15 protein-coding genes and 2 pseudogenes are annotated in these 15,520 nt (G+C 63.8%); 4 read left to right on the top strand and 13 right to left on the bottom strand.

Translation table 11 applies throughout. The annotated features are described in order from the left end of the window. Positions 1 to 16: 16 nt before the first annotated feature. The 3 genes from R9B85_RS24740 to R9B85_RS24730 all read right to left on the bottom strand — a co-directional run bounded on the left by R9B85_RS24740 (position 17) and on the right by R9B85_RS24730 (position 4,022). Positions 17 to 1,375, bottom strand: coding sequence for a DUF1329 domain-containing protein (locus R9B85_RS24740; RefSeq protein ID WP_112253950.1), 1,359 nt, complete (start codon positions 1,373 to 1,375; stop codon positions 17 to 19). Between the two features lie 38 nt (positions 1,376 to 1,413). Further along, the gene (locus R9B85_RS24735; RefSeq protein WP_423770673.1) at positions 1,414 to 3,369 is read right to left on the bottom strand and encodes a DUF1302 domain-containing protein; all 1,956 of its coding nucleotides are present in this window, start codon (positions 3,367 to 3,369) and stop codon (positions 1,414 to 1,416) included. Between the two features lie 74 nt (positions 3,370 to 3,443). After that, positions 3,444 to 4,022 (bottom strand): RBBP9/YdeN family alpha/beta hydrolase, encoded by a 579-nt coding sequence (locus R9B85_RS24730; RefSeq protein ID WP_207878090.1) that lies wholly within the window; start codon positions 4,020 to 4,022, stop codon positions 3,444 to 3,446. A gap of 209 nt (positions 4,023 to 4,231) precedes the next feature. Between R9B85_RS24730 and R9B85_RS24725 the strand changes: the two genes are divergently transcribed. Next, entirely contained in the window at positions 4,232 to 5,242 is a 1,011-nt protein-coding gene (locus R9B85_RS24725) for an AraC family transcriptional regulator (protein ID WP_207878091.1), read from the top strand. Positions 5,243 to 5,306: 64 nt separating this feature from the next. On the opposite strand, the gene R9B85_RS24720 is transcribed toward R9B85_RS24725, so the two are convergent. From R9B85_RS24720 to R9B85_RS24690, 7 genes are all read right to left on the bottom strand, one after another. Then, positions 5,307 to 6,320 (bottom strand): YeiH family protein, encoded by a 1,014-nt coding sequence (locus R9B85_RS24720; protein WP_112253946.1) that lies wholly within the window; start codon positions 6,318 to 6,320, stop codon positions 5,307 to 5,309. After that, positions 6,317 to 6,643, bottom strand: coding sequence for a Rieske (2Fe-2S) protein (locus R9B85_RS24715; protein WP_112253945.1), 327 nt, complete (start codon positions 6,641 to 6,643; stop codon positions 6,317 to 6,319). The genes R9B85_RS24720 and R9B85_RS24715 overlap by 4 nt, the downstream gene beginning before the upstream one ends. Continuing rightward, the gene (locus R9B85_RS24710) at positions 6,640 to 7,293 is read right to left on the bottom strand and encodes a DsbA family protein (protein WP_423770672.1); all 654 of its coding nucleotides are present in this window, start codon (positions 7,291 to 7,293) and stop codon (positions 6,640 to 6,642) included. Before R9B85_RS24710 ends, R9B85_RS24715 begins: the two co-directional genes overlap by 4 nt. Beyond that, positions 7,290 to 8,603 carry an MFS transporter gene (locus tag R9B85_RS24705; protein WP_423770671.1) on the bottom strand — a complete coding sequence of 438 codons (1,314 nt, stop codon included), beginning with the start codon at positions 8,601 to 8,603 and terminating at the stop codon, positions 7,290 to 7,292. Before R9B85_RS24705 ends, R9B85_RS24710 begins: the two co-directional genes overlap by 4 nt. Positions 8,604 to 8,783: 180 nt before the next feature. Further along, positions 8,784 to 9,836, bottom strand: a complete 1,053-nt coding sequence (locus R9B85_RS24700) for a 3-keto-5-aminohexanoate cleavage protein (RefSeq protein ID WP_112253942.1) — start codon at positions 9,834 to 9,836, stop codon at positions 8,784 to 8,786. A gap of 54 nt (positions 9,837 to 9,890) precedes the next feature. Continuing rightward, positions 9,891 to 10,739: a TauD/TfdA dioxygenase family protein gene (locus R9B85_RS24695; RefSeq protein WP_423770670.1), complete on the bottom strand. Its 849-nt coding sequence runs from the start codon at positions 10,737 to 10,739 to the stop codon at positions 9,891 to 9,893. 13 nt (positions 10,740 to 10,752) lie between these two features. After that, positions 10,753 to 11,733 (bottom strand): quinone oxidoreductase family protein, encoded by a 981-nt coding sequence (locus R9B85_RS24690; RefSeq protein WP_207878095.1) that lies wholly within the window; start codon positions 11,731 to 11,733, stop codon positions 10,753 to 10,755. A 229-nt stretch (positions 11,734 to 11,962) separates the two neighbouring features. Here R9B85_RS24690 and R9B85_RS24685 point away from each other — a divergent pair, with 229 nt between their 5' ends. Continuing rightward, positions 11,963 to 12,169, top strand: coding sequence for a hypothetical protein (locus tag R9B85_RS24685; protein WP_112253939.1), 207 nt, complete (start codon positions 11,963 to 11,965; stop codon positions 12,167 to 12,169). 168 nt (positions 12,170 to 12,337) lie between these two features. Here R9B85_RS24685 and R9B85_RS24680 read toward each other — a convergent pair. After that, positions 12,338 to 12,478, bottom strand: a pseudogene (locus R9B85_RS24680) (MerR family transcriptional regulator); the annotation flags it as partial. On the opposite strand from R9B85_RS24680, the pseudogene R9B85_RS24675 reads away from it, so the two are divergent. Then, positions 12,472 to 13,307, top strand: a pseudogene (locus tag R9B85_RS24675) (2,4-dienoyl-CoA reductase); the annotation flags it as partial. The pseudogenes R9B85_RS24680 and R9B85_RS24675 sit on opposite strands and share 7 nt — an antisense overlap. A gap of 176 nt (positions 13,308 to 13,483) precedes the next feature. Then, on the top strand, positions 13,484 to 13,840 hold the full coding sequence (gene osmE, locus R9B85_RS24670) for an osmotically-inducible lipoprotein OsmE (RefSeq protein ID WP_423770669.1): 357 nt from the start codon (positions 13,484 to 13,486) through the stop codon (positions 13,838 to 13,840). A 1-nt stretch (position 13,841) separates the two neighbouring features. Here osmE and R9B85_RS24665 read toward each other — a convergent pair whose 3' ends face one another. Together R9B85_RS24665 and R9B85_RS24660 are read right to left on the bottom strand one after the other, a co-directional pair. Next, positions 13,842 to 14,201 carry a hypothetical protein gene (locus tag R9B85_RS24665; RefSeq protein WP_112253568.1) on the bottom strand — a complete coding sequence of 120 codons (360 nt, stop codon included), beginning with the start codon at positions 14,199 to 14,201 and terminating at the stop codon, positions 13,842 to 13,844. A 657-nt stretch (positions 14,202 to 14,858) separates the two neighbouring features. Further along, positions 14,859 to 15,281 (bottom strand): anti-virulence regulator CigR family protein, encoded by a 423-nt coding sequence (locus R9B85_RS24660; protein WP_112253567.1) that lies wholly within the window; start codon positions 15,279 to 15,281, stop codon positions 14,859 to 14,861. Between the last annotated feature and the right edge of the window lie 239 nt (positions 15,282 to 15,520).

Here is a 15,520-nt window from a genome sequence, read left to right as displayed (position 1 = left end):
CCTCTGCTGCGTGCGTTCAGCGAATGCCGTTGCCGGCCAGCGACTCGGGCGACCATTGGGTTTTTGACAGCGGATCGATGTAGCGGATGCCGCCGTAGGCACCCACTACGCCATTGAGGTTGTAGGTGCCGCCGATCAGGTCGTAGATCATGAAAGGCGTGGCGTCGGGGGTCTGTTTGTCGTAGCTCTGGGTGAGGAAGGCGAACGAGCCGCGGTACAACTGGCCACGGGCGTCGTACTGGTCCGAAGCCAGGGCGATCCAGCTGTCTTCGTCGAGGTAGAAGCGGCGCTTGTGGTAGATATGGCGCGCACCGTCCTTGAGCTTGCCTTCCACCACCCAGACCCGGTGCTTCTCCCAGCGCACGAACTGCGGCGCCAGGTGGTTGGGGGTGATCACCTGCTTGACGTCGGTGTTGTAGGTCAGCTGATAGGTGTTGTACGGCACGTACATTTCCTGCTTGCCGACCAGGGTCCAGTCGTAGCGGTCCAGCGCACCGTTGAAGACGAACACGTCATCGTAGGTACCCGAACCCGAGGTGCCCGGGTTGGGCGTGTCGTAGGCCAGGTTCGGTGCCAGCTTGACCCGGCGCTGGCCCGGCAGGTACTGCCAGGCGCTGCGTGGCTGCACCAGCGGGTTGGCGGCATCGCGCAGCATCATCGCTTCGCCGGCACGGCGTGCGGGGCCGGTGTACACCAGTTTCATCTGGTAGTAGGTGTCCTTGGCACCGATCGGCTTGGCCATGTCCTCGTAGATCGGGTAGCTGATATTGGCCTGGCCGGTGGTCGACAGCGATGGCTTGCCAGCGGCGTCGACGTTCCACGAGTCGTACTTGGCAGTCATGCTCACGCCCTGGTAGCGCAGCAGGAAGTTCCACATGGCCTCGGCGCCGTTCTGCGGAATGGGGAACGGGATGCCCGGCAGCACATTGTCCACCGCGGTACCACCCTCCTTGCTGTTGGCCGCAGTGGCGTTCTTGCGGGTGTTGTCGAGTACCGCTTGCGGCAGCGCCACGCTACGGTGGGTCGGGTACACATCGACGCGGTAGCTGGGGTAGCGCTTGAGCAGTTCCAGGGTGGTGGCGGTCAGTTGGCTTTTGTACTGCTCGGCGTTCTTGCCATCGATGACCAGCAACGGCTTGTCGCTGGCGAACGGGTCGGGGCGCATGCTGGCGCCGCTCTGGTAGCTGGCTGGCGGCGTCAGCAGGCCGCCCTGGTAGGCCGGGATCGAGCCATCGGCATTGCCGGCCTTTTCCGCACCGATCGCGGTCAGGCTGGAGCCCAGGCGCGCGGCCTGGTCAGTGGAAACGGCGGCCTGGGCAGCGTTCAGGGCGGCCAGTGACAGGCACGAGGCCAGCAGGGTACGTACGAAATTCATGATGGTTGTCTTCCTGTGTAGGCTGTAGGAAACATGATTCAGAAGGTCGTCTTGACGGTCAGGTACAGGGCGCCACGGTCCTCGGTGGTGGCACCACCGCCGGAGAAGGAGGCGTAGCCGCCGCCGTAGCAGGTGTAATCCTGTTCGCCGTCCAGGGCGTTGGGGGTGCTGCCGTCGGTCTGGCCGTTCTTGCAGGCCTTGGTCTCACCGAAACTGTCGACGTACTTGAGGTCGACGAAGTACTGGTTGTAGATCGCGGCGCTCACGCCTACCGCATAGTTGCCGGTGTTCTCGGCGCCACCGCCCTGCACCGGCGACACGCCGTCGAGGCCGACGTTGACCGACAGCGGCATGCTCAGGTCCATGCCGGGCAGCACCTGGTACCAGGTAGGGGTGAAGTTGACGGCGATGCCCCAGTTGTCGCGGGTGGCCTTGTCGATGCCGCGGTAGCTGCTCTTGCCCTTGTACAAGGCCTCGTTGTGGCCATCGAGCTTGAGCAGGTTGCTGTAGAACAGCTCGCCAAGCAGGGTTGCCGAATCGAACAGCGGCGTATCGCCAATGGTCATCAGGCCGTTCAAGGTCCAGTGCAGGGTGTCGCCGGTGGCGCTCAGGCTGTCGCCATCCTTGGGCACGTCGTAGATCACGCCGCTGCTGGGCAGGCGTGTCGGCAGCAGGCCGAAGCCGCCGCCCAGGCCACCCTGGCCGGGTGCACTGACGATGGCCGGGATACTCGCCAGCGGCATGTTGTGGCGGATGTTCAGGTCGCTGCCGACACTGATCCCGCCCACATCCTTGGACAGGCTCAGGCCATAGATGTCGATGTCGTCGGAATAGGCGAACTGGTAGGTAGTGCTTTGCAGCGAGTTGTACAGGTTGCCGACTGCGCCTTGACGGCTGCCCGGCGGGTTGCCGAACAGGCCGTTGGCGACGGTCATGCCGCGCGCGTCGAGCCAGGCTTGCGGGAGGATCTCGGAAGTCTTGCGGTAGTAGAAGCCGAGGGTGCCACCCAGCCACTCGGGCGACCACTTGGCCATGATGCCCCAGTCGCCGCTCTTGCCCGGGTTCAGGTCATGACCACGGCGGATGGTGGTCAGCGCGCCGCGCACAGGGATCAGCCCTGGGGCGCCGGTGTGGCCGAGCAGGAAGCTTTGGGCGCCCTCGCCTACCACGTCCGAGCCACCATAGTAGGTTCCGGCTTCGGGCAGGCGGGCGGCGTCCCAGTCGAAGAAGTATTGGGCGCCCAGGGTCAGTTCCGAGTTGACCAGGAAGGAGGTCGACAGTTGGTTGCGCGGCACGAACAGTTCCTTGGCCTCGGTGCCCGGCGAGGCGGCCAGCTTGGCCAGGTCGAGGCCCGACTGGCCGTAGCTCAGCGAATGCACCGGGTTGAGCAGGGTTTCACCCCAGAACAGGTTGTGCTGGCCAAGTTTGGCGCTGACCTGCGAGGCCTCGCCGACTTCACGGCTGAAGAACACGAAGGCATCCAGCACTTCACCGGACGGGCCGCTGTAGTAGCGCTGGGCGTAGTTACTCAGGTGCGGGCTGCCCAGCGGCACACCGGTGCCAGGCAGGCCATTGAGGCTGGGGTTGATGCCGGATTGGTCGCCGTTGCCGTTGACGAACGGGTTGCTGTTGGAACCGGTGTTGTCATAGGCCTTGTCGTACCAGCTGGCGGTACTGACGCGGAACCCGGTGTTGCCTTGGTAGACCACATCCAGTTCGGACAGCAGGTCGACCCGGTTGGTGATGTTGGTGCCGGCCTTGCGGAAGTTGTAGTCACCGTCGTTGCTGTTGGGCGTGCCGAGCATGCGTTTGTCGGCACTTTCGGTGCGTACGCCGTAGTTGTACTTGACGGTGTTGTCGAAGCGCACGGCCCAGTTTTCATTACCGGTATCGACTTCGAACGCCTGAGCGGCGGGCAGCGTGAGCAGGCCGATGGCGCAGGCGAGCAGGCAGCGCTGTGGTTTCACAGCACGGTGAATGCGGTGTTCTGGCATTACGATGGCTCCACGTATTGTTATTGTTTTTTACGCCGCCCGTCTTTTGCGAGCGTGGCTGGGGCGTCCATGCGCTATTGCAGGTTGGGTTGGTCCAGTCGCTGGATGAAAGCCTCGGCCTGCGGCCAGGGGCCGAAACCGGAGGCCGGGTTGAGGTGGCCGACGGCCCCCAGTGCGGCCAGTTCGCTATCCCAGCCTTGGGCCAGGGTGCTGGCTGCGGCAAAGCTGGCCAGGTGGTCGTTGCTGCTGGCCGCGACAATGCTGGGGAACGGCAGCGGCTCCTGGGGCAAGGGCGTCCAGCCGTGCTCGGCCAGGCTGGCCGGGCTTGGGTAGTGGGCCGGCCATTGCGCGTTCAGGTCGGGTGGCGCCGCCAGCAATGCGCCTTTGATCGGCCGCCGGTAGCGCGCCGCCCAATGGGCGACCATCAACACGCCAGCGCTGTGCGCCACCAGAATCACTTCACCCTCAATCTGGTCCAGCTCGCGCTGGATCGCCTCGACCCGAGCTGTGCAGCAAAGGCCGTCGACCTGCAGCGGCGGTACGCTGCGCACCTTGGCCAGGCGGCCTGCGAGCAGGGTCTGCCAGTGCTCGGCGACATGGTCGCGCAGGCCTGGGATGATCAGCACGGTGGCAGCGGTTTGCAGTTTTTCCACGGTGAACCTCGTGTGCGGTGTAGCTCTTGAGGTTCACAGTAAACAGCCCTCCCACCGGGTGCTTCACATTGGGCGTCAGGGGCTTTTCATTTGATGACAATGGCCAATACAGGGCTTTGCTTTTCAATTCATGACACGCAGGCTATAACCAATCAGCCGCTCGCTTTTTGTAGGAGCCGTTAGCTTGGAAAACATGGATAACAATAAAAATGCCTGCCCTGGTCCGTGCCGCCAGCTTGACCAATTACCTCGAGGTGTCCCGCCACCTGGGCCTCAATCCCCACGCGCTGTTGGCACAGGTTGGCCTCAGCGCCGCGTTGCTCGATGACCCCAACCGGCGCATCCCGGTTGCCAGCGTCATCAGCTTGCTGGAGGCCTCCGCCAGCGCCACCCGTTGCGAAAGCTTCGGCCTGCGCATGGCCGAGTTGCGGCAACTGTCGGACTTCGGCGAAATCAGCCTGCTGCTCAGCCACCAACGTACCCTGCGTGATGCGCTGCAGGTGATAGTGCAGTACCGTCACCTGCTCAATGACGCCCTGGCCATTCATATCGAGGAAGCTGGCAAGACCGTGGTCATTCGCGAGGAGGTGATCAACGAGCGCGCGCCCTGCAGTCGTCAGGCCACCGAACTGGCCATCGGCGTGATGATGCGCCTGTGCGCGGCGCTGCTAGGTACGCACTGGCACCCGATCAGCGCCAACTTCACCCACGCGCCTCCCGCCGACCTGGCCACCCACCGGCGCATTTTCGGTTGCACGCTGGTGTTCGGCAGCGAGTTCAACGGTATCGTCTGCCCGGCCGCCGATCTCGACAGCGCCAGCCCGCAGGCCAACGAGGCGATGGCGCGCCTGGCGCAGCGCTATCTGGATAGCCTGCCGGCGGGCGGCACGCCGTCCCTGGAGCTGGAGTTGCGCAAGACCATCTACCTGCTGCTGCCCATGGGCCGCGCCACCATCGAGCAGGTGGCGCAAACCCAGGGCATGAACGTACGCACCCTGCAGCGGCGCCTGGAAGAAAGCGGGTTGACCTTCAAGGACCTGATCAACAGCGTGCGCCGCGACCTGGTGATGCGCTACCTGGAAAACCCCGGCTATTCGCTGGGGCGTATCGCCGACATGCTGGGTTATTCGATGCCCAGCTCGTTCACCCGCTGGTTCATCGCCCAGTTCGGCATGCCACCGGCCAGTTGGCGGGCACAGCGGGATGATCAAGGGCTTTAGCTTGATCCTGGCACGGCCCCTGTCGCGACACAAGGCCGCTCCTACAATCGACCGCGTCAAGCAGTCAGGCAAGGCCCCAGTGCATCAACGCCAGCACCAAAAGCACAAGAAACACGCTCTCCCCCACCATCAGCGCAATGGGTTTCACCCCGACCGAGGCCAGCGCCTTGAGTTGGGTTTTCATGCCCAGAGCACTGATCGCCACCACCAGGCAGCCACGCGACAGGTCGTTGATGCCGCCCTGCACCACGGCGGGTACCCAGCCTGTGCTATTGACGCACGCCAGCAGCAGGAAGCCGACCGCGAACCATGGCAGCAAAGGCGGCCTTTGCCCGCCGGCCTCAAGGCCCTGGCGCCGGGTGATCACGGCGGCGCAGACGATGACCGGCAACAGCATGGCCACCCGCATCAGCTTGACCACGGTGGCGATGTCACCGGTCTCGGTAGACATGCTGTAGCCCGCCCCCACCACCTGCGCCACGTCGTGGATGGTCGCACCGAGGAAGACCCCGGCCTGCGCTGGCGACAGGTGCAACCACTGCGCAATCATCGGGTAGAGGATCATCGCCAGGGTCGACAGCGCCGACACGCCGATCACGGTGAACAGCGTTGCATGCTCCTTGCGCGGGTGCTGGGGCAAGGCAGCCGCCAGCGCCAGCGCCGCCGAGGCACCGCAAATGGCCGTGGCACCGCCGGTAAGCATGCCGAATAGCCGTGAAAACCCTAGCGCCTTGGCCACCACCACCGAGACCAGGATCGTTACCACCACCAGGGCGATGACCAGGGCCACGGGCTTCCAGCCCAGGCTGGCGATCTGGTCCAGGGTGATGCGCATGCCAAGTAGCGCCACACCCAGGCGCAGTACCGTGCGGGCGGTGAACTCGATACCGGCCTTGCACGGGCCGTCGACCGCAAGAAAGTTCAGTGCCATCCCCAACAGCAAGGCAAACAGCATGACCGGCGCTGCGTAATGCTCACTGAGGAAACTGGCGGCCGCACCGACGACAAGGCTGACCACCACCCCCGGGGCGAGGGTGCGGATACGCTGATGGGTAGCGCCAAGTGCCAGTGTATTCATTGCCCCACTTCCTCACTGTCAAACACGATATAGACCTGCCCGCCCTGCTGCTCGACCGGGTAGCTGGCAACCTTCAAGGCTCTGGAATTGACCAGGTAGCCGCTGGCCAGGTCGAAGCGCAGGCCATGCGCGCAACACTGGATGACACGGCCTTCCAGCCGCCCGCCGCACAACGACGCGCCCTGGTGCGGGCAGCTGTCTTCGATGGCATAGAGCGAGTCAGCAACGTTGAACAGCGCCACGCTGCGCCCTTCGCAGGCCAACAGCACACGGCTGCCTCGTTCCGGCACTTGATGGGGGGCCAATGCAAACCGCCGGGTCATGCCCGTTCAACCTCTTGCAGTGCTTCGGTCATGGCCGCAAACAGCACCCCGGCAGGCTGCGCACCAGCGATGAGCGGCCCCTGATTGAAGCGAAAACGCGGCACGGCACTGCCTGCGCGCCCCGCCCCATCGAGGAACGGGCTGCCGTCGTCACGCAGGCAGTCGACTACCTGGGCGGCCTCCAGCCCGCAACGCTGGGCGATGTCGAGCAAGGTTAGGCTATCCCCCAAGTCGCGGCCTTGGTGGAAATAGGCGATGAACAGCTGTGCCAGCATGGCCTCCAGTTGCGCTGCATCGAGCAGCCGGGTGGCCCGTTGCAGCAGCCGATGGGCACTGGCGGTGTTGGGCATGCGGCGGATACGCGAGAAATCGATGTCCTCGCCTACCACCCGGGCAGCGGCGCGCACCTGGGCCTGGCGCTCGCGTACTGCCTCCTCGCTACCCAGGCGTTGCAGGTAAAAGGCATGGAACGGCACACCACTGGCTGGCAAGCCAGGCAACAACTGCACACCTCGCCATTGCAGTTGCACCTGCACCTGTGGCTGTTCGCGCTGCAACAGCAACAGGGCGGCCTGCAGGTGCCGCTGGCCAATCAGGCACCACGGGCAGACGAAATCGAAGAACACTTCAACGGACAACAGCTGTTTCACGGTTTCAACTCCCGGAGTGCGGCAGCATCGCCTGCCGGCGCATGCAGACGCTCCATGTCGCGGTGGTAATGTCGTTTGGCAAGGAAAAACACCGCCGCCGCGCCAATGCTCATCAGCGGCACCAGCTGGAAGGCGGCATGCAGGCCGATCAGGTCGGAAACGCGCCCGGTGATCAGCGGCCCGGTGGCCAGGCCCAACAGGTTGTTGGCCAAGGTCAGGGTGGCAAACGCGGTGCCATGCACCGCGGCGTGGGTAAGGTTGGCGACCATGGCACTGGACGGGCCGTTAGTGCCGGCAGCGATCATCATGCCCAGGCAGATCAGCACCAGTTGGGCGCTGCCGGCTGGCAGTGCGAACGCCAGGGACAGCAGTGCGCAACTGCCCAGGCAGTAGGCGATGGCCAGGCTGATCTTGCGGTCCGGGCGGTGCCGCCCGAGGCGGTCGCAGAGCATGGCGCAGAGGATCATGCCAATACCGCTGCACAGCACGATGACGGCGGCAATCACCCCGGCGCGGTCGGTGCCCATGGCGTAATAGCGGTTCAGGTAGCTGGGCATCCACACGATCACGGTGCCGCCGACGAACAGCTGCAGCCCGCTGCCGACGTAGGCCGCGATGACCGAACGGCTGCTGTACAGGGTGCGCAGCGGGCGGCCGGCCTTGCCTTGCGACTGCTGCGCGCATCGAGGCGCAATACGCGCCTCCTTGACGATCAGCGGGTACAGCATCGCCAGCACCAGGCCGAACAGCGCCATGCCGGCAAATGCCCAGCGCCAGCCCAGGTGCTGGGCCAGCACACCGCCCAGGGCCATGCCCAGTACCGAGCCGAACATGCCGCCCGCCATGAACGCACCGGCCAGGGTCGAGCGCATGTCGCGGGGGAACACGGCCACCACCACGGCGATACCGACACTGCCGTAGGCAGCCTCGCCCACCCCGACCAGAAACCGCGCGATGAACATTTGCGGGTAGTTTTCTGCCAGGGCGCAGCCGAGGGTGGCCAGGCTCCACAGTACCGCCATCAGCACCAGGCTGCGCACCCGGCCGAAACGGTCGGCCAACAGCGACAGCGGGAAAGTCAGCAGGCCGACCATCAGCGCGACGATACCGCTGAGCAGGCCGAGCTGGCTGTCGCTCAATGCCCATTCGCCCTTGAGCAGCGGGAACACCGCGTTGAGCACCTGGCGCGACATGTAGTCGGAGATCAACAGGCCAAAGGTCAGGGCGAAGACCACCCAGGCATAGCGCCGGGGGACGCTGTGGGCGGTGTCGGTGCCGGAATCTTCGGCACTGGCGAGATAGGTGGCCATGTTGCCTCCTTGGTGTGGGGCGTGAGGTTGTTCTTGTTGTTATGGGTTACAGCCAATATTCATGTTGCTTTACGGGCCTCTTCGCGGGCGCGCCCGCTCCCACAGTGACCGCGTCGACCGTTGGGCCAGCGCCGCACCCGTGGGAGCGGGCATGCCCGCGAAGAGGCCGTACCTGCCGCGTCAGGTACGCTGCGGCACGCCCTTCACGCCCGGCTGGCGATTTGGCGCCATGCCGTTGGCCTTGAGTGTCTGCTCGATGCTGTCGTACTGCTGCCCGATGCGGTAGATCGCGCGTGCTTCCTTGCCGTTGGCAATTTCGCGGCCCAGCTCATGGGCCACACGCACGGTCTGCTGGATTTGCTGCACCGAGGTGAAGCGCTTGCCATGCTGGTCGATGATGGTGTCTTCGTTGCCGCAGCGTGGGTGCAGGCCCATGGCCAGGGCCATGGTGTTGAACGGCAGCACGTTCTTGAGCAACGATTCGGCGGTCAGGGTGCAACCGTCCGGCGCGCGGTGGATGAAGTTGAAGAAGTTGAACGGGTTGGGGCCGTCGAAACCGCCGCCGATGCCGATCCAGGTCAGGTTCAGCGGGCCCATGTAATCACCGCGGCGCACGATGCGTTCGAGCGTCTCCAGGGCGTGCATGCCGGTCAGCTGGAAATGCGGCTGGATGTTGCTGGCCTGCAGGCGGCGCAGGTGCTCGCGGACCCAGGCCGGGCCGGCCGGTACGGTCATTTCGCTATAGGCAGCATGAATCGCCGGGCTGGCCAGCGAGGTGCCTTCCAGGTACTCGGGGTACAGCAACTCCATGATGTTCATCTGCGTGGTGTTGATGGCCACGGTCACCTGGTCGGGGCGCGGCGTCAGCTCTGCGAGCATGTGCCGGGTGTCGTCCGACAGCCACTTGGCCGCCTCGCCTTCTCCTTCCGGGGCGAAGGAAATCGACCCGCCAACCTGGATGATCATGTCCGGCACCGCTTCGCGCACCCCGGCGATCAGCTCGTTGAACTTGGACAGGCGCTTGGAGCCCTTGCCGTCCAGTTCGCGCACGTGCAGGTGCAACACGGTAGCGCCGGCCTCATAGCAGTCGACAGCCTTCTGCACTTGCTCGTCCATGGTCAAGGGGATGTCTTCAGGGAAGTCTTCGGGCATCCACTCCGGGCCATAGGGGGCCACGGTGATCACCACCTTTTCCATGTTTTCCGGGTGCAACGAATCGTCGAAGAATTGCATGCTGTAGTCCTCGCTATTGTTATTGTGCGGTTGCCGCCAGCGACGGCGACGAACTCAGAACGTGGGGCTGCCCTTGATCCCGGCACGCTCCATCTTGCGGTGGCACGGTGGGTAGTCCATGACGGCGTAGTGCTGGGTGCTGCGGTTGTCCCAGATCGCCACGCTGTTGGGCTTCCAGCGCCAGCGCACCTGGTACTCCGGCAGGTAGGCCTGACTGATCAGGTAGCGCAGCAGGTCGCTGGCGCCGGGGTTGGCGTCCTGCCCGAAGCGCACCCGCTGCGGGGTGTGGTAATTGCTGAAATGTGTGGTGAAGGCGTTGACGAACAGCACCTGCTCGCCGGTTTCCGGGTGGATACGCACCACCGGGTGCTCGGCATCGGGAAACTGCGCCTTCAGCGCCAGGCGCTTTTCCAGCGGCATGGCGGCGCCAAAGCTCGCCTCGATGCTGTGGCGGGCGCGCAGGCCTTCGATCTTGGCCTTCACATCGTCTGGCAGGTTTTCATAGGCCAGCACCATGTTCGCCCACATCGTGTCGCCGCCCACGGGCGGGCATTCGATGCAGCGCAGCACACAGCCCATCGGCGGTGCCTCGCGCCAGGTGGCGTCGGTGTGCCAGGCATTTTCATAGCGGTCGCTGGGCTGGTCCGGGCGCTTGTAGATCTGTACCAGGCCCGGATGCTCCGGGTCGCTGCCCGCCACCGGATGGTCCTCCAGATCGCCGAAGCGACGGGCGAACGCCACATGTTCGGCGCGGCTGAAGTGCTGGTCACGCAGGAACAGCACGCGGTGGCGGAGCAACTGCGCGCGAAGCTGGGCGAACAGGTCGTCGTCGTGGATCGCGTCGGCCAGGTTGACCCCACTTACCTCGGCACCGATCGCGCAGGTCAGTTGTTCGATGTGCATGCAGTTGCCCTCTTCAGATGACGAAGATCGACGAGCCGGTGGTCTTGCGCGCTTCCAGGTCACGGTGGGCCTGGACGGCATCCTGCAGTGCATAGTGCTGGTTGATCTCGATACGGATGCGCCCGCTGCCGACATGATCGAACAGCTCGCCGGCCAGGTCGGCCTTCTCCGCCGGGTCGGCGATGAAGTCGGCCAGTGCCGGGCGGGTGAGCTGCAGCGAACCCTTGATCGCCAGCAGCTGCGGGTCGAACGGCGGGATAGTGCCCGACGCCGTGCCGACGCAAACCATCAGGCCGCGACGCTTGAGCGAATCGAGCGAGCCCATGAAGGTGCTCTTGCCAACACTGTCGAACACTACATTCACCCCTACCCCGTCGGTCAGCTCACGCACACGTGTGGCAACGTCCTCGACGCTGTAGTTGATGACGTGGTTGCAGCCATGGGCGCGAGCTACCTCGGCCTTGGCCTCGGTGGACACCGTGCCGATCACGCTCAGCCCCATCAGCTGCGCCCACTGCGCGACGATCAGGCCAACGCCGCCAGCGGCAGCATGCAGCAGCACGCTGTCGCCGGGTTTGAACGCATGGAGCCGACGCAGCAGATAGGCGCTGGTCAGCCCACGCATGGTCATGGCAGCGGCGGTTTCGAAGGCGATGGTATCCGGCAGCTTGATCAGCGCGGCCGCGGGGATCAGGCGCTCGGTGCAGTAAGCGCCCAAGGTGTTGAGGAAACCGGTGTAGGTGACCCGGTCACCGACCGCCACCTGGGTCACGCCCTCGCCCAGCGCTTCGACCACGCCGGCCGCTTCCACGCCAATGCCATTGGGCAGCGGGATCGGGTAGGTGCCGTTGCGGAAATAGGTATCGGCGTAGTTCAGGCCTACCGCCACCTGGCGCAAGCGCACCTGCCCCGGGCCGGGCTCGCCGACCTCGGCGTCCTCGTAGCGCAGCACCTCGGGGCCACCGGTCTGATGGAAACGTACGACTTTGGACATGCTTGTCTCTCCAATCATCGATCTGGACGCATGGCGTCAGTTCTGGGTGATTGGACTGTATGCCCTTGGTGTGCGGGGTGCTTCGCATCGGACGACAGCGGGTTTTCATTTGATGACAGTGGGGGCATCGACCTGCCAATCACGAAACCCGTGTTTTATTCATGAGCCTCCTTGATGCTTTCCCATGGTCAGACTAATACTTAAGTCTCTGCCTGGGGAGGCACGAAAAATGCAACCAAGATTCGTTATCGTTCCCGCTGTGCCGATCGAAAAGGAGTCGTTCCGCGTGGGTAGCCGGTATTACGCCGCTACCGTTTGTGGGGGATTCGACATTTACGATAACCAAGCGAAAGAGCGGCTCAAGCCCAGTTATCCAAGCAGGACGGATGCATTGATGCAGTGCGAGCAGATGAACAAGCGCGGTGGTGCAGGCTGATCGTGGGCGCAACTGTCTTACGCAGAATCCAGACGCCTGCGCGATCCCTGTAGGAGCGGCCTTGTGTCGCGATGGGCTGCGTAGCAGCCCCCGGATCTTGCGTTGATGCACAGATCGCCGGGGCCGCTACGCAGCCCATCGCGACACAAGGCCGCTCCTACAAGGGGGTTACGTGTTCGTGGCCTCGCCCTTCTGCCAACCGGCAATCAGGCGCTGGGCGTTCTCCTCGCAATCCATGCCCTGCGGCTTGCCTTCCATGCCCGCAATAACCGCCAGCAATTGCGCGCGGTTCTGTGCCAGCCGCTGCTGCCAAGGCGCTGGATGAAGCCGAGATCGGCGCATTGATCCAGCGCTTCGCCCGCACTGCGGCGCTGGCTGGAGAAGCCGGTTTCAGTGGCGTACAGATCCACGCTGCCCACGGTTACCTGCTGAGTCAGTTTCTTTCGCCACTGAGCAACCAGCGCCAGGACCGCTGGGGGGCAGCCTGGAAAATCGCGCGCGGTTGCTGCTGGAAGTGGTCAAGGCTGTGCGCGAGGTGGTTTCACCCGGTTTCGCCGTGGCAGTGAAACTGAATTCGGCGGATTTCCAGCGTGGCGGTTTCGAACCGGCGGATGCGCGCCAGGCAGTGCTGTGGCTGAATGAGTTGCCGGTGGACCTGGTGGAACTGTCGGGCGCCAGTTATGAGGCACCGGCGATGCAAGGCGATGCCCGCGATGGACGCACCCTGGCTCGCGAGGCCTACTTCCTGGAGTTCGCCCGGGAAATCGCCGCCATCGCGAAGATGCCGGTGATGGTCACCGGCGGTATCCGGCGCTTGCCGGTAGTCGAGCAGGTGCTGGCCAGCGGTGTGGCAATGGCGGGGATTGCCACGGCGTTGGCAGTCGAGCCTGCCCTGCCCCGGCGCTGGCAGAACGGCGAGCCGACGGCAACCGCCGAACTACAACCCATTCGCTGGAAGCGCAAGGCGTTAGCCGCACTGGCCTACATGGCCCTGGTGAAATTGCAGATGCGCCGCCTGGCGGCCGGCAACCGGCCCAAGGCGCATGCATCGCCATTGCGCGCCTTGTTGCTGGAGCAAGGCTGTACGTTACTGCGGGTGCGCCAGTACAGGCGTATGATGAAAAGCCGAGCGGATTGATGGTGTGATCGGCAAAGCCAGGGGTCGCACGTTCGCTCTGGGAGCAACTGCCTTGGATATCTCTTCAAGCCAGCACTGGCCCTTGTAGGAGCGGCCTTGTGTCGCGATGGGCTGCGCCAGCAGCCCCACAATCCGCAGCACCTGCCTTCATCGGCGTTCTCTACCGGAGCACTGCCATGAACAAACCCCTTCACGCACTCATCGTTACACTGATAGCGCTTTCTGCCTGCTCGTCCAATTCCGCGCTATACCATGACCAGCCGCTGGTAGCGAAAGTCGAAAACGGCATGAGCAAAGACCAGGTCATGCAGATCGGCGGCAAGCCTGATGCCGAGTCCAGGCGTACCGTGGTGCCCGGTACCTGCTTTGACTACATGCTGACCAAGGCCGACAACCGTCAACCCTATAGCGTCAGCTTCGACGGTGCCGGCGAAGTGGACAATACCGCTTTCATGACCTGCGCAGAGTGGAGTAATGCCCAGCGCAAGGCCCGCCTGCCGAGCATGGGCGGCTCCAGCGGCTCGGGTTACTGAGTCAGTCCAGACATTCCCTGGCAGCCTGGCGCAATTTGTCGCCAGACAGGAAGCTGCCCTTGTAGAAGGTCGCGCGGCTGCCCTCGCGGGAATCGACTACGTCCAGCACATCATCGGATGCTACCGCGCTGGGGGCCGTCAGCCGGTAGCCGTGGGCGATCGATTTCTGCGTGGCCTGAGGCGCCAGTGCTTGCCACTTTGGCAGCACGCAGGCGGCGTACTGCTGGGGCGATTTGTGAGTCAGTTTGCTGGCAGTGGGTTTGCCTGGGGTCGCGCAGCCGGCAAGGCTGCTGACCAGTACAGCGCAAAGAAAGATACGAAAAGTAGACATTTGCAATTGGCCATCAAGGATACGCTGCATTCTAACGGGGGTTGTATTGGCTTACCAATCAACCAAAGTCTCGCTGCACTGGCCGCAACTGATATTACTGCCAGTGGCCTGGATGAGTGAAGGCTGGGAGAGTGAATCTGCCAATAGCTAACCATGCAAAAGAAGCCAACAGAATCTTCTATCAGAATGGAAAACTGATCTCTCCGACGGTTGGTGAACAAGGTCGCAACATTTTCGGGGCACGCACTCCAGCGGCTTGCTGGCGACGGACGACAATGGTCAGTGCTGAACGTGCAGGAAAACACCTGATTTTGGAGAAACGGGTGCTATCGAAAACACTGGCGTATCCGGTATCAGCCATCGCGTCGCCTGCTTCGCGGGCATGCCCGCTCCCACAAGGCCCCCACCTGCCGAAAGAATGCGCTGTACCTGTGGGAGCGGGTTTACCCGCGAACACCGGCGCAGCCGGTGCCAGCCACCGCGTTGCCTGCTTCGCGGGTGAACCCGCTCCCACAGGGACCCCATCAGCTGAAAGAATGCACCGTTCCTGTGGGAGCGGGCGTGCCCGCGAACACCGGCGTAGCCGGTGCCAACCACCGCGTCGCCTGCCGGGGGCTGCTTTGCAGCCCATCGCGACACAAGGCCGCTCCTACAATTGACGGCGCTCGCTGATACCTGCGCCTGAGATCAATCCAGCGCGCCGTTCAACACCTCATAGATGATCCCCGTGGCGACCGCCACCAGGATCAGGTCCGCACCCGCCTGCATCCATTCATAGCCATCATAATGAGGGAGCTGCCCCAGCAGCCTGCCATCCAGCTTCTTGGCGATACCCGGCGGCAGCGGTTTGCCACGGGCCAGATTCTTCTGGATGCCGGGCGGCAGCGCCTGCCCTGCGCTCCAGTAGCTGCGGTGCCCGTCAAGTATGCCAAGCACATCGCCACGATTTATGGACGGGCCACCATACGAGCCCCCGTGACCTTGACCATGCTGGCCCTTGTCCTTGCCATGGCCCTGCCCCTTGCCATTACCCGGGTCGGCATAAGTAAGCGCTGGCCCCGCTGCCAGCACGATCGAGGTAGCGATAACTGCCCATCGACGCTTTGCCATATCTTCTTCCTTGCACCAGTGACGTCCCAGCACTGTAGACCAGAACCCGGTTCAGGGTGAAAGTCCCCAAACGCGGGTCAGGGCTTGGCACTCCGATAGAGCATGATGGCAGCCACATCCAGTGCCAGCACGGCAATGGCGAAGAGAAACATGAAGTACAGGTCTTGTAGAAGCATGGCCGTATCCCCAGATGGGCAGGTTTGCAGGGATCTTGCAATTCCTGTTCCTGACGCCTGGCT

Origin of the sequence: Pseudomonas sp. NLJ1, from assembly GCF_049486705.1 — a bacterium.
Lineage (GTDB): Bacteria > Pseudomonadota > Gammaproteobacteria > Pseudomonadales > Pseudomonadaceae > Aquipseudomonas > Aquipseudomonas inefficax.
Note: the sequence above shows the minus strand (reverse complement) of the source record. Positions and strands in the feature narration are given on the sequence as shown.

Bases quoted from the DNA above. Each gene is read 5' to 3' on its own strand.
- R9B85_RS24740 (WP_112253950.1), bottom strand. From the start codon at position 1,375: ATGAATTTCGTACGTACCCTGCTGGCCTCGTGCCTGTCACTGGCCGCC.
- R9B85_RS24735 (WP_423770673.1), bottom strand. From the start codon at position 3,369: ATGCCAGAACACCGCATTCACCGTGCTGTGAAACCACAGCGCTGCCTG.
- R9B85_RS24725 (WP_207878091.1), top strand. From the start codon at position 4,232: ATGCCTGCCCTGGTCCGTGCCGCCAGCTTGACCAATTACCTCGAGGTG.
- R9B85_RS24720 (WP_112253946.1), bottom strand. From the start codon at position 6,320: ATGAATACACTGGCACTTGGCGCTACCCATCAGCGTATCCGCACCCTC.
- R9B85_RS24715 (WP_112253945.1), bottom strand. From the start codon at position 6,643: ATGACCCGGCGGTTTGCATTGGCCCCCCATCAAGTGCCGGAACGAGGC.
- R9B85_RS24705 (WP_423770671.1), bottom strand. From the start codon at position 8,603: ATGGCCACCTATCTCGCCAGTGCCGAAGATTCCGGCACCGACACCGCC.
- R9B85_RS24700 (WP_112253942.1), bottom strand. From the start codon at position 9,836: ATGCAATTCTTCGACGATTCGTTGCACCCGGAAAACATGGAAAAGGTG.
- R9B85_RS24695 (WP_423770670.1), bottom strand. From the start codon at position 10,739: ATGCACATCGAACAACTGACCTGCGCGATCGGTGCCGAGGTAAGTGGG.
- R9B85_RS24690 (WP_207878095.1), bottom strand. From the start codon at position 11,733: ATGTCCAAAGTCGTACGTTTCCATCAGACCGGTGGCCCCGAGGTGCTG.
- R9B85_RS24685 (WP_112253939.1), top strand. From the start codon at position 11,963: ATGCAACCAAGATTCGTTATCGTTCCCGCTGTGCCGATCGAAAAGGAG.
- osmE (WP_423770669.1), top strand. From the start codon at position 13,484: ATGAACAAACCCCTTCACGCACTCATCGTTACACTGATAGCGCTTTCT.
- R9B85_RS24665 (WP_112253568.1), bottom strand. From the start codon at position 14,201: ATGCAGCGTATCCTTGATGGCCAATTGCAAATGTCTACTTTTCGTATC.
- R9B85_RS24660 (WP_112253567.1), bottom strand. From the start codon at position 15,281: ATGGCAAAGCGTCGATGGGCAGTTATCGCTACCTCGATCGTGCTGGCA.